The 13,074-nt window shown below is 48.6% G+C and carries 13 protein-coding genes and 1 other RNA gene; 5 read left to right on the top strand and 9 right to left on the bottom strand.

All coding sequences use genetic code 11. The features are described 5' to 3' along the window. Positions 1–41 precede the first annotated feature (41 nt). Genes ACO0LI_RS13195 through ACO0LI_RS13175 form a run of 5 tightly spaced genes read right to left on the bottom strand, consistent with a single transcriptional unit; the run spans position 42 to position 7,366 of the window. Entirely contained in the window at positions 42–650 is a 609-nt protein-coding gene (locus ACO0LI_RS13195; RefSeq protein WP_422951558.1) for a hypothetical protein, read from the bottom strand. Between the two features lie 12 nt (positions 651–662). After that, positions 663–1,865: a Wadjet anti-phage system protein JetD domain-containing protein gene (locus ACO0LI_RS13190; protein WP_423032920.1), complete on the bottom strand. Its 1,203-nt coding sequence runs from the start codon at positions 1,863–1,865 to the stop codon at positions 663–665. Beyond that, on the bottom strand, positions 1,862–5,230 hold the full coding sequence (locus ACO0LI_RS13185; protein WP_423032919.1) for an ATP-binding protein: 3,369 nt from the start codon (positions 5,228–5,230) through the stop codon (positions 1,862–1,864). Before ACO0LI_RS13185 ends, ACO0LI_RS13190 begins: the two co-directional genes overlap by 4 nt. Before the next feature lie 4 nt (positions 5,231–5,234). Beyond that, entirely contained in the window at positions 5,235–5,909 is a 675-nt protein-coding gene (locus tag ACO0LI_RS13180; protein WP_422951561.1) for a DUF4194 domain-containing protein, read from the bottom strand. Between the two features lie 2 nt (positions 5,910–5,911). After that, positions 5,912–7,366: a DUF3375 domain-containing protein gene (locus ACO0LI_RS13175; RefSeq protein ID WP_422951562.1), complete on the bottom strand. Its 1,455-nt coding sequence runs from the start codon at positions 7,364–7,366 to the stop codon at positions 5,912–5,914. Between the two features lie 209 nt (positions 7,367–7,575). Here ACO0LI_RS13175 and ACO0LI_RS13170 point away from each other — a divergent pair, with 209 nt between their 5' ends. From ACO0LI_RS13170 to ACO0LI_RS13150, 5 genes are all read left to right on the top strand, one after another. Continuing rightward, positions 7,576–7,845, top strand: coding sequence for a DUF1778 domain-containing protein (locus ACO0LI_RS13170; protein WP_422951563.1), 270 nt, complete (start codon positions 7,576–7,578; stop codon positions 7,843–7,845). Continuing rightward, entirely contained in the window at positions 7,842–8,354 is a 513-nt protein-coding gene (locus ACO0LI_RS13165; RefSeq protein WP_422951564.1) for a GNAT family N-acetyltransferase, read from the top strand. The genes ACO0LI_RS13170 and ACO0LI_RS13165 overlap by 4 nt, the downstream gene beginning before the upstream one ends. Before the next feature lie 191 nt (positions 8,355–8,545). Further along, entirely contained in the window at positions 8,546–9,271 is a 726-nt protein-coding gene (locus tag ACO0LI_RS13160) for an HNH endonuclease (RefSeq protein WP_423032918.1), read from the top strand. 8 nt (positions 9,272–9,279) lie between these two features. Beyond that, positions 9,280–9,921 (top strand): hypothetical protein, encoded by a 642-nt coding sequence (locus ACO0LI_RS13155; RefSeq protein ID WP_422951566.1) that lies wholly within the window; start codon positions 9,280–9,282, stop codon positions 9,919–9,921. A gap of 37 nt (positions 9,922–9,958) precedes the next feature. Beyond that, entirely contained in the window at positions 9,959–10,222 is a 264-nt protein-coding gene (locus ACO0LI_RS13150) for a nucleotidyltransferase domain-containing protein (RefSeq protein ID WP_422951567.1), read from the top strand. Positions 10,223–10,368: 146 nt separating this feature from the next. Here ACO0LI_RS13150 and ssrA read toward each other — a convergent pair. From ssrA to ompA, 4 genes are all read right to left on the bottom strand, one after another. Continuing rightward, positions 10,369–10,728: a transfer-messenger RNA gene (ssrA, locus tag ACO0LI_RS13145) on the bottom strand. A 44-nt stretch (positions 10,729–10,772) separates the two neighbouring features. Further along, positions 10,773–11,450 carry an HAD family hydrolase gene (locus ACO0LI_RS13140; RefSeq protein ID WP_423032917.1) on the bottom strand — a complete coding sequence of 226 codons (678 nt, stop codon included), beginning with the start codon at positions 11,448–11,450 and terminating at the stop codon, positions 10,773–10,775. Positions 11,451–11,502: 52 nt separating this feature from the next. Further along, positions 11,503–12,207 (bottom strand): bifunctional 2-polyprenyl-6-hydroxyphenol methylase/3-demethylubiquinol 3-O-methyltransferase UbiG, encoded by a 705-nt coding sequence (ubiG, locus tag ACO0LI_RS13135; RefSeq protein WP_423032916.1) that lies wholly within the window; start codon positions 12,205–12,207, stop codon positions 11,503–11,505. Between the two features lie 207 nt (positions 12,208–12,414). Further along, complete coding sequence (gene ompA / locus ACO0LI_RS13130) at positions 12,415–13,071, bottom strand: outer membrane protein OmpA (protein WP_422951570.1); 657 nt, start codon at positions 13,069–13,071, stop codon at positions 12,415–12,417. Positions 13,072–13,074: the final 3 nt, after the last annotated feature.

The following is a 13,074-nucleotide window of genomic DNA, read 5'->3' as shown; positions in this document are numbered from 1 at the left end:
TGGAAAGAGTTGTGAATTTTTTGCGTGTGATTTTCTTGTCTTTAGATAAGAAAATATCCTATGCAACAGATAGCCAATATCATGAAAGGCAGGCCAAACAAGGCGATCCTGGCAAAACCTGTTTGCTGTGGGCGGGCTGGAAATCCCGGTTCAAGAAAAGAAAATGTCACGCCCCGGCCAGCTCTATATTCCAGATTCCATAGCAAGCCCGCGCTAAAATAAAGCACCGAGGATGCATAGATATTTGCCTCCCAGGTAATCGGGTATTGGCCATCTCTGATCAACAGATACAAGTCATAACACCAGCTCGCCGAGAACATCCACAAGCCAATTGCGACCAGCACATGCCTGAGCCTGGCCTTGCCTCTTATTCCCAGGTAGAGCATTCCCGTTGCCCAAGGTGCTGTCAGAAACGTGAGTACTGACATCATGGCCGCATCAAAATAATCCCAGGTCGGGTCAGCGGTGTAAGGTGCGACAACAGTAATCCCAATTGCAGCGATGCTGAAAGTAATCAGCTTCCAGGGTACGTATAAAAATGCTTTGTACGCTAGCAGAGGAAAGGAAGCGCGCTCAGACATGTATAGCCAGATGCAAAGGATGCAGTAGCTGATCCAGGCTGCGAGGTAAAATTTGAGTTCTATGGTCATAGATAATAATGCTCAATCTGAATTCAGCAGCCGTGTAGCGTTCGTCAGTCGCAGCACTTCATTCATGACGTACTCAAATTGTATGCGTTCTTGTTCCAGCCTTAGATTCTTTCCCAAGCGTTGTTCGCGCAAGTCTTCGAATAGTGTCTGTTCTTCAGCATTGAGGCAATTCATCGCATGGGTGACTTGATTAGCTTCTTCACCCCAATGTATTTCATGTCTCAGCAAGCTCTCTCTGTCCATTAAAAAGGAGGTGACATGCTGGAAATGATGGCGCAGCTGGTTGAGAATGGCAAAACCATGCGTATCGATATCACCCCAATAGTAAATTGCACAGCTATTCAGCCATTGAGCGGATGCCAGCGCATCCCAGCCATAGCCAGAGCCGAAAATAACAATCGCATTGGCGACTTTAGGAAAAGCCAAAAAATTAATTTCGTTCTCGGTAATAAAGACAGTTTTCCCAGATAAATCAAGACGGGAAAAACTGTCTGCATCAAGCATGATGTCCGGGTGGCTTATGCCCGCTAAAATTTGCATACTCTGGTCAAGTACCCTGAAGCGCAATCGTAATGGCTTGTCCAGAAATCCATAACGCGACGCAAATTGGCCTATGCCTGTGTAGCGCTCATCAATAGCATCCAGAGGTAATGCCAGATCCAGTAGTTCTGACAATACCGCACGATTTGCCTCAATGAATTTGCTGTGTATGCCAGTAATATCAACTTGACGCAGATAAATTGCAGGGCGTGGATGTTCGCATAACCATGCGATAATCGCCAGCAATTGCGGCCATCGGTCATGCAAGTCGAGTGCCTGCATGGGGCGTTTTTTTAACCATGACTGCAATACCTGGCGCTTGTTCAGTGTTTCATCAAACAGCAACTGAAAACGCGCAGCTTCCCGTTTTTTGCCTGTTATCGCCAAAGCTGCTTCAAGGCTATTTATCCAGACTTGATCTGGCAAGCGTTGCAAACCATGTATGCGGTGGCGCACCTCGCGCCATTCCAAGCGTATATGTGGTAATGAGGCTAGTTCTGTTATCCATTTTCTTACGGCATCAAAGCGGTCGCTGATATCGCTGGAGGTTGGTGCCTTCAAGCTCAAACGTAGCGGGAAGTGCAATTCAGGTTCCAGTTGCATACGCAATAAATCACCACGCTCCCACAGACGTTGCAACTGGGCCTTTAATTCAATTGAGCCAGTCCAATTCATGTAAGCGCATCCGTCAGCACATGTAATTTCTGTTCGCGATACTCTTCTATCGATAAATTACGCAATTTGGATTCCTGACCATTTTCGTTATGCACAAAGCCAACGCTGGATACATAAGGTTCAATAATATGGATTTTTTGCAAAGGCGTGACGATCAGTAATTGCAGATTCAATTGCTGAAACAGATTCAGGCCATATTGCGCAGATTCATCAGAGCCGCGTCCAAATGCCTCATCAATTACCACAAAGCGGAAAGAGCGAGAACGTTGCTTGTCCCAGCCCAGGCCAAATTGATAGGCAAGGCTGGCGGCTAAAATGGTGTAAGCCAGCTTTTCTTTTTGGCCGCCTGATTTGCCGCCAGAGTCGGAATAGTGCTCATGTTCTGCATCATTGCTACGCCATCTTTCACTGGCCGCAAACAAGAACCAGTTACGCACATCGGTGACCTTGCCAGTCCAGCGTTTGTCCTGTTCAGACAGACCTTCACGTCCGCGAAAGCGGTCTATGATTGCTTTCACTTGCAGGAATTTTGTTTCTGAATACTGTGCTTCGTCTGAACCGCTCAAAGTACCCTCGGTACAAGCCCGCAAATCAGACTGAAAATCACGTATGTCAGCATCTGGGCTGATCTGCGATTCGACGATGATGTAACGCTCAGGGTTATAGTCTATCTGTATCAGTGATTCATTGATGTGAGCAATACGCTCTTTGATGGTTTCACGTTCCCGTGCCAATTGCGCATTGAAATTGGCCAGTTCATTGATGGTGTTGACGTTCAACATCTCTTTGAAGCGTGCTTCAAAGCGTGGCAGGTCGTCGCGGTTCAATTGCTCGAGCAGTTTCTTGTATTCAAATCCGGCATCGACATGGGTATCAAAGTCAGTGGTTTCCAGCTTGAATTCGTTCTTGAAAGTGAACATGGCTTCACTGATTCTTTTGCCCAACTTTCTCAATTTGTCGTCTTCTGTTTCCAGATTTTTGTGAATGAAACTGCGCACCTCATGCTCTTGTGGATCACAAGACTCAACCGTGAGTGTGTGCTTGCCCAAAACCTGGTTGCGTATTTTCTCCAGCAGGTGTGTTATGTCGGCTTCCATAGCCTGCTTTTGCAGCACTGCCAGCGCAGCAGCCTGCAGGCCTTCAGCCTGTTGCTGCAGCCCTTCGTTTTTTGAGCGCTTGTCCTTGAAGCTGTCGAGCTGGCTTTCCAGCTCCTTCAGCGCCTGTCTGGCGTTGTGCAAATCCTGATTCAAGGATAGCAGTACATCAGAGGCAGCTTCCAGTCTTTGTTTTTCAAGCTGAAGATTGGCAATCTCTGTAACCAGGCTGGTCCAGTTGATTTCTTCAAAATCTTTGAATTCTTCCAGTTTGTCGAGCACAGTGATCCTGGCTTTGGCGGCGTTTTGCGCAGCTTTGGCATCATTCATCAAGGTCATGACACGGTGCATGTCAGTTTCCAACTGACTACGTTTCTTTTCCAAGGCGGCTATCTTGGGTGCATTCGACCAGCCCAGTACATAGCGGCTGCGGTCATTGATGCTGTGGCTATCGTCTTTCTCGTGGCGGCCACTGGGGTCTTTTATCTGACCAGCCATGGTAATTGCCCTGGCTTCCTGACGGAACTGCGCCTGGCTTGCGCAACAGGCGACATCGAAACGGTGCAACAGCTCGGCTTCCAGCCATTCATACAATGCAGAATCCGGCTTGATGGCGAGTTTCCTGACCAGTGAATCAGCATGCGGGCTGGCCGGTTTGCCACGTCTTTGCTGATGCACCCGAAAATACACGAAACGACCGTACAGATGGTTTGTGTTGACCCACTCTGCAACCTGCTGGTAATACTTTTCTGGCACCAGCATGGACAAGGCAAAGCCACGCATGAGCCGCTCTGCTGCACCTTCCCATTCTTGTTCGCTATCGCGGATTTGTATCAGCTCACCGCAAAAGGGCATGTCATCTTCTGCGATGTTCAGCCCACTACACAAGAGTTCACGTATCTTGATTTGTTTGCTGTCTATATTATTCGGGCGGCGCTTCAGGCTGTTGATTTCAGTCTGTAATTCATCCCTCTCAATCTTGGCTTGCCTGAAGCTGACACCGTGTTCTGCGTGTATGTTTTGAAGGCGGCCTTCATCGGCATGCAAATCCTCAGCCAATGTGCGCAAGACCTGGTTTTTCGCATGGAAATCCTGTGAGTTATCAGCAGGTTTCTCACCAAGGTCGGCCAATAGCTGGCCGTAACGCTCAGCCTTGTTCTTGCGACTGTCGCGCAGGATTTCTTTTTTCCTGATATCCGCTTCCAGCTTACTCAGGCGGTCGCCACCATTATTGGCAATGGCGAGCTTGATATCGTCTATCTCAAAACCTTGCTTTTCACGTTGCATTTCCAATTGCGATATCTGGGCATTATGCCCTAACCATTCTTCCCCTAAATGATTCAGGCGTTGTGTCAGCAAGTGTAATTTCAAGCTGGCAAAATGGCTAGGCAAGCCTTCGCGGCATTGTTTCAGTTGCGCAATGTCGGCCGCTTTCACGATGTGCAGTTCATAATCTGCGACCAGTGGCGTCAGCATATCGGTCTGGCGCTTGGCCTTCAAGACCGCTTCATGGGCGCGGTTCAAGTCTTCAAAGTGAGAGATCAGGGCATCGGTACGGCTGGCTACATCAAAGGGTTCCAGCATGTGGGTTCGTACAAAGTCTGTCAGATTGCCAACCGACTTCATGGACACAGTCTGATGAAACAGTTCCATAGCCTGCTCATTCTCTATGCCAAAACGCCGCCGGAACCAGGCTGCATATTTAAAGAAACTCTCTTCTACATCTGCACCTGAGGCACGCAGTCTTTTGCGCAACTTATTGACATCTGCATCAAAATTGCCAAAGTCAGCGGCTATGGATAATTCTTTTTCTGCCCCGACAAAAAAACGCGCAGGCTGACCGTGTGGTTCTTTCATCCAGAACATCTGCGCCAGCGTCACTGTCTGGTCAAAACCGGCATTGCGAAACACGGCCAGGATGACGGAATAGCTATTGTCCTTGCGCAGCGACACTGGTCTGGCGGTACCACTGACTTCATTACGCTCTGACTTGAAATAGCCGAGCACATAAGAGCGCAAGTTTCTTTCCCGGCTGTCTGCACCTGCAGCCTTGTTATAGGCTGCTTTTTGTGTCGGCACCAGCAGGGTAGTGATCGCATCCACCAAGGTGGATTTGCCTGAGCCTATATCGCCCGTGAGCAAGCCGTTTTTGCCACCCAGATGCAAACTCCAGACTTTCTTGTCAAAGGTGCCCCAGTTAAGCACTTCCAGTCTGTGCAGGCGAAAGCCTGACAGCTCGACCTCTGCCATCAGTTCGGTATTAGCTTGCATCACGTCATTCATCAGTTTTGTCCGATACATCTTCTTCGCCAGCGAGTTGCGCCTGGTAGCTGGCCAGCCTGACATCAAAATCAGCCAGCCATTGTGCATCAACAAAGGCTTTCAGTATGCGCCGCACCTCATAAGTTTGTGGGCTGCTGCCGGTTTTCAATTTGCGTATAAAACCCAGGTCTATCACTTTGTTGATATGGGTTTCGACCTGATCGACCAGTCTGGCTTCGTTACTGCTGTCGGGTAAAAACACACGCATGAGTCCGGCGATGTCTTCCTTGCTTAAAACCAGGCGTGTGTCACCGCCATTGGCATCAAATTCTGCCAGCCTCTTCCTGAGTAACGCTAATAGCAGACTGACAGGAAATGACAAAGGCCGTCGCGCCACCAGACGGGGCAACCGGGTTTTGGTTTTTGCTTCTTGTTCTTCTGGTTCAGGTCGGCTTTTGAGAAAGGCATATCCTTCTGCTTCATCCAGCACCAGATCAAGATTGAGAACATTAACATAGTCGCGCACCCTTGCTTGCAGCTTCAAGAGCGCGCCCCACAATTGCTCATCATCTTCACGGTACAGAACCGTCTTGAGCAAATTGATCAGCAACGGGGACAATGCATGGTCTTGATTAGGCGTGGATTGTTTAGTTGTAGCGTGGCCAGCAACGGAGGCGGTGGTATCCATGCTCACCTCACAAAAATGACGCGTGGCAGGGTAGCCTGTTTTTGTACTTGCTCGCCACGGGATGTGATTGCGTGCCAGCCTATGGTTTCTGCGTGCTCTTCATCGATCACTGTATTGAAAGAGTCATTACCCAAATGCAGGTAACTGACGAGCTCAGCCAAACCATGTTTCAAGGGGTATTTGCTTGTGATTTCTTGCAGCGTCGCTTGGGATTGCAGTTGCAATGCATGTCGTATATGTAGCATCAACTCTGCTTTGTCGATAGTGAAATAATTGTAGAGCGCATTGGTATCAAGGTCAGCATCACCAGCCTGCAAGATCAGGTCAGCAATTACTGGTTTGAAAGAGGGTGTGTGCAAAGGGCGCTCCATCGGCAATTCTATCTCTGCCGTCATTTCATCTATGCTAAAAAATTCACCAGATGGTTGTTGCTGGCGCAAAGCCAGTGACCTGGATTCTATGCCGCGCAAAATGTCCATGATGCGGCGATTTTCCAGCCAGGTCTGATCATCCAGGAAGCGCCTTAGCTGTTGCGATAATTGGGCGACTGTACGCTGGGTATGTTCACCCGCTTCCAGCCAGTCATAGTGCACACGCCTGGTACGTGGTCCAGGTGCAAGTTCCTGTACAGGTGTCAACGTAAGTACGTGATCGAGCAACTGCGTCAGTTCTTCCTGCCTGCGGCTGGACATCAAAAAATCCCAAAAGGCACGAAAACTCTTGCCCTGATCTGAGTCGCTGATCGCATCACGCTCACCCATGATCTGCTCCAGCAAGGCTCCCTTGGAACCCTCCCACAAAGCGATGTGCTCACGCACCCGCCGGTCAAGCTGGCGGAAGTTATATTCAACCTCACGAAAATCCGTCAGAAGATCACGTGAAATCTGCATGAATTGCTGGAAGCGGTCCTTGATACCCGTGTCATCCAGCAAGCCCAGATCACCGCTTAAGACCCGGCTAATCTCCGCATCAATGTCTTCACGTTTCTTTTGCAACTCGGCGATGCGCTTTGCGGGGTCAACTTCGCTACCTTCACTCATTTGCTTGAGCAAGTCAAACAAGGTCAGCAAGCGTGACTCAGTACCGACGAAGCTGCGCTCAGTCAGGCTGCTGAGCCAGTTGATGGCTTTTTCTGTCGCTGGTGTCAGGTCAAATTGTGCCTCGTCCGAGCCCTGTTGATAGAATTTGCGTAACCAGCCTTTATCCGGGCTAGCCCAGTCATTCAAATACTCCTGCGCCCGCTTGGGGAATTCGTTTTCACCCAGACGCTCACGTAGGGCAAACAATTCATCTTCCAGCATCTCAGCCAGATCAGCGGCACTCACAACCCTTACATTGGGCGCGACAAAGATGCGATGCAAAAAACTGGCAATCAAGGGCGCATGGTCAGAACACAACAAGCGCCAGGCGGGATGATGAGTGCGCAGGGCGGACAGAGTAGAAAAGTCCAGGGACATGCAGGCTTGCTCGCTATTCAAATTGGTATATGGGCAGGCAATAATCCTACTGTATAAAGATGGGGGTTGTCATGTATATTTAATAATGATGCGTCAGTATGAGCCCAAAGTTTTATCACTTGTCGGTTGCATGTAGTTATGGATTGTATTGACAACAGCTATACAATTGATTATCGTGTATATCTATTGTCATTACGAGGAGGTGAGTTATGCGTGCTGCTGCAATTAATATCCGTGCCTTGCCAGAGCAAAGGGATCTCATTGATCAGGCTGCCAACTTGTTGGGTAAAAACCGTTCAGATTTCATGCTTGAAGTAGCCTGTGAACGTGCTCAAGCTGTGTTGCTGGATCAGGTTTTCTTCAATCTTGATGATGAAAAATTCCGCCAATTTAATGCCATGCTTGATGCTCCGGCAGCATCTAATCCTGGCCTTGAGCGACTGAAGGCTGTGAAGGCGCCTTGGGGCAAGCCCGAATGATGTTGGTTTTGTCTTCGCCCCAGCCTTTGGCGGCCGGCCACAAGCTGGACGAATTTTCCTGCGGTGAAGTATCACTGGATGACTGGCTCAAGCGTCGCGCCATGAGTAATCAACTCGCGGGCGCCAGCAGATGCTTTGTCGTGCTTGATGAGCAAACCAAGGTGCGCGGCTATTACGCCATGGCTGCAGGGGCAGTTGCTCATCAGCTTGCTACCGGCAATATACGCCGCAATATGCCTGATCCCATTCCAGTATTGGTTCTTGGTCGCCTTGCGGTCGATCGCGAGGCGCAAGGCATTAAGCTGGGGGCAGCTCTTTTGCAGGATGCAGTGAACCGGGCATTACTTGTCGCACAAAACACGGGCGTGCGCGCTTTGCTGGTTCATGCCTTGAATGACAGGGCGAAGGCGTTTTATGAATACTATGGTTTTCAGGTGTCGCCGCAGGATGGGATGACGTTGATGTTGGGGTTAAATTCTGATCAACTAGACAACATTCATCACATATAGTATTTTGTAATGATTGTCACGCAAAGATTGGGATGTATATATTGCAGCTAAGCAGGATAACTTCATCGAAGAATAAGCACAGTATTCTCTACTTGGGAACTGACCGATGCTGAGATTTCTGTTGAAGAGCTGTTCAAAAGCTTATGAATTTGAAGCCGCTAGGGTCTTCGAAATGTGACTGGCGGCGCTCGTTGAGCCATTTCAATAATACTGAAAGCTATAACATGATTTGTTCACATGGCCGGATTGCGCCGACACCAATTACCAAGCTTCGTTTGTTTGCGGATTCTGGAGGCTATTGTGCTAATCCCAATTGCTCTGAGCCAATATTTAAAGAATTTGATGATGAAGTTATTCACATTGCCGAGATCGCACATATCATTAGCGCAGGAGACAAAGGCCCTCGTGCGGATGCGAAACTAACCGATGAGGAGCGAAGCAGATATGAAAATCTTCTTTTGCTTTGTCCAAATTGTCACACAACGATTGATAAGGCTGAGGATAAGTTCTCGGAAGGATTGATTCTTGAATGGAAAAGACGGCATAAGGAAAAGCTAGCAGTTATATTTGGGATAAAACTTTTCCCTTCCAGAAAAGAAGCAAGATACGCAATAGTCCCACTTCTTTTGGGAAATAGAGCAATTTTTGATAAATACGGACCAAATACAGACGAGCGATTTAATCCAGAAAGTTCAGTACCAACTCAATGGCGTCGGAAAATAAGGGAAAGCATTATCCCCAACAACCGAAAAATTCTAGATATTCTTGATGCCAATCGCACTTTACTTCGCGAGGAGGAGTTCCTCATCATTGAGACTTTTCGCGAGCATGTTAATGACTTTGAGGCAAAGCATTTAGGAGGTGCTTTGCACAGTGGTGAACGATTTCCGGAGCAACTTAATAAAATATTCGAATGAGTTAACACATGACAGTCACAGATGGCAGCACTAATTGGGTTGCGGGCAAATTGTCACACGAGCATGTTTCAAGCGTGCGTGCCCTAGAAAACAATCTGATCGAGCTAGATATTGAAGAGATGGGCTCTGTTTTGGTCGCGGTTATGTCGCTGCGTGTCGCAGGATTGGCTAATATTCCGACTGCAGCTCGCCGACCAGATGTAGAATTTATTTTAAACATACCCAAGGATGCACTTTTCGATGGGGATCTTATAAATTTTGCCTATAATGTCCCGGTTGGACTTGGGGGGATTGGAGATTTGCTTAGGGCGGTCAATCAAAAAGACTTGCGAGGATATATCTGCCCGGAGAGGAGATTTATTTTTCGAGCGTTGTCTCAACATGATGCCGTTTCTCGTGTAGAGATGTTGAATAACAATACGTTTCTTATTCATCGGCACACGATGGCTGCGTATCAAGTTTTGGCTATAAACGAGTATGAAATCACCGCCGATGTAATCAGAGATAATATTCAGAGATTCGGAAGAAGTCGAACCATTCTTGTTAATAATCCAAATGGACGTGTCACGCCCGAAGCCATTGACGCTGCCAGAAGTGCAGGGGTTCGAATCGTAGATGTTCGGCAGTTACTAGGAGCCTTAAATAGTTAAAAAAGAGGAATTACTGCTTGAAATTTACTCTTTCATCTTGGATGCCGCTACTGCATTTACTGGAGGAAAGATTTATTTATTCGGTTCAATTTTAACTAGCAAACCCCAGGTTTCAGATGTGGATATCTTGGTGGTTTATGAGTCGGTGAATGGCCTTGCTGAGTTAAAGGAACATTTTTCCTCGCTAGGCTTAATGGCGCCAATCGATGTAATTTATATGACTACTAATGAAGAGATTTACCTTGACTTCATAAGAAAACAAAATGCTACGCTTATTGCTCCGCGCATTGAGAAATGTTAATCAGTTAATAGTCGGCTTCAATTTTAAAAATTGAAGCACGCAGGTGCTTTCACCTGCCCACACTCATCCCCACGTCCCGCGGATTCAATTTACACAGATCATCAAAATAAAAAAGCCACCCAATAAATTGGGTGACTTTTGTATTTTGGTGGAGACGGCGGGAATCGAACCCGCGTCCGAAAGCACTCTACAGACAGTTCTACATACTTAGTGCTGCCATTTGATTTAATCCTGACGACGCGGACGCACACGCTGCGGCAGGACGAGTTACCTATTATTTAATCGAGAGTCAAGTAACCCGGCTCAAGACGATTCCATATGAATGTCCTTACTGCTGTTGCCAGCCCACCCTATGGACGAAGTGGTGTAAGGTTAGCCGGTATTAAGCGGCTAATGCGTACGAGTTATCGTTTGCAGTTATATAGTTCAGATTGTATTTACGAGGTAGTCTGGCCTCGGTATGCCCTGCGCTGCTTTGCAACCCCCGTCGAAACCTGGTCGTCCCCAAAGCTTTATCAGTATACCCCATTTAGGGGTAGTCCTGCAGTATTCAAGAGGCCATGGCCTGTAAATGTTTGGCGCGTACCAGTTCCAGCAGTTCCAGCGGGCTGTCGATGATGGCGTTGGCTTTCCAGTGTTTTGGCTCGGTCGCGCCGCAATAACCCCAGGCGGCGGCGATGCTGGTCATGCCGGCGGCTTCGGCTGCTTGTATGTCGCGCAGGTCGTCGCCTACGTACCAGCAGTTTTCTGAGCGTATGCCCAGTTGCCTTGCAGCTTCCAGCAAGGGGGCCGGGTGGGGTTTGGCATGCGGGGTGGTATCGCCAGAGATCACACAGCGTGCTTCCTGCAAATCGAGCAAGGGGATCAGCGGGCGGGTAAAGCGCATGGCCTTGTTGGTGACTATGCCCCAGGATACGCCCATGACATCAAGACCGCGCAAGAGGTCTGGCACTTGCTTGAACAGTTTACTGTGCACGGCAATGGCGGATTCATATTGGTTCAAAAATTCAACGCGCATTGCTTCGTAATCAGGATGTTCTGGCTTGATGCCAAAACCCGCGCCCAGCAAGCCGCGAGCACCGGCCGATGCATGGGGGCGCAAGCTTTGATAGTGAACGGGTGCCAGTTGCCGGTTTTCACGCATGACATTGACGGCGGCTGCGAGGTCGGGGGCAGTGTCTGCCAATGTACCGTCGAGGTCAAACAGGATTGCTTGTGGAGTTTGCATAATAAAAAATCAAAAACACGCCTTCATGATGGATGAAGGCGTTTTGTTGGCTTCACAGCGGACGTGTACAGGCAACCATGTAGTTGACACTGGTATCAGCATTCAGCGAGTAGATTTGGGTCAGGGGGTTATAACTCAAGCCCTTCATCGCATGTAATTCCAGAGCTGCATTGCGTATGTCTTGCGACAATTCTGCCGGTGTGATGAACTTGGCGTAGTCATGCGTACCCTTGGGCAGCATTTGCAGCAGGTATTCTGCACCGATAACAGCAAACAGGTAGGCCTTGGCATTGCGGTTCAGCGTGGAGAAGAAAACATGTCCACCTGGTTTGACCATTTTTGCGCAGGCCTTGATGATGGAGGCGGGGTCGGGCACATGTTCCAGCATTTCCATGCAGGTGACAACATCAAACTGGCCAGCCTCTGCTTCTGCCATGTCTTCGGCGGCGATTTTTTTATAGCGCACGCTCACGCCAGATTCAAGTCCATGCAGGTCGGCTACCTTGAGGGCTTTGTCAGACAGGTCTATGCCGGTGACGGTCGCCCCTTTTTTTGCCATGGATTCGGCCAGGATACCGCCGCCACAACCTACGTCGATGACTTGTTTGCCTGCCAGCGGTACACGCTGGTTGATCCATTCCAGTCGCAGTGGGTTAATTTCATGCAGTGGTTTGAATTCAGAGCTGGGGTCCCACCAGCGATGGGCAAGTTCACTAAATTTCTGGATTTCTGCGGGATCAGCGTTCAAGGTGGACATGATGTGGTTTGAAGTGCCGGGTCGGGGCATGAGCTGCGAAACCGCTATTGTAGGCGATTCAGGGCTGTACCGCATTGACGGAAAATAAACATAGTATGGAAATACTCTGGGAGCGTTTCCGGCCTTAAGCAAGAATGAATGGCGCGAGCCACAAATAAAAAAACCCGCCGAAGCGGGTTTTTCAGAAGCCAGGCTTCAAGTACTGAATTACTTAACGTTGCGTGTACCAACAACTTCGATTTCAACGCGACGATTTTTTTGGCGACCATCAGCTGTTTTATTGTCAGCTACTGGTTGTTTTTTGCCTTTGCCTTCAGTGTAAACACGGTTGGCTTCGATGCCTTTGCTTACCAGGTAAGCTTTGACAGCTTCAGCACGACGAATAGACAATTTTTGGTTGTATTCTTCAGAGCCTACAGAGTCAGTGTGACCAACAGCGATAACGACTTCCAGGTTGATGGATTTCAGTTTGGATGCCATGTCGTCGAGTTTGACTTTAGCTTCTGGTTTCAGAACAGCTTTGTCAAAGTCAAAGAATGCGTCAGCTGCAAACGTTACTTTTTCAGAAGTAGGTGCAGGTGGAACAACCGGTTTCGGTGGTTCAACTGGAACAACAGCTGGTGCTGGTGTTGGTGGTGCTGGTGGAGCTGGTTGTACTAAAGGTGCATCGCAACCTGGAACTGCGTCAGCAGGAGTCCAGTAGCCAGTACGCCAGCACAGACCAAATGGGTCACGTGCAATTACACCGCGACCATCTTGTACATAGGCGCTGTGTGGCTTGTTAGCCATAATGTCTTGCTGTGCGGAAGCAGAAAAGGATGCTACTGCGGACGCTGCGATAACGAGCTTGACTAAATTTTTCATATT

It is taken from the genome of Undibacterium sp. Tian12W (assembly GCF_049339405.1).
Taxonomy (GTDB): Bacteria; Pseudomonadota; Gammaproteobacteria; order Burkholderiales; family Burkholderiaceae_D; genus Undibacterium.
The sequence above is the reverse complement of the archived record's forward strand: the minus strand, read 5'-3'. Positions and strand labels throughout refer to the sequence as shown.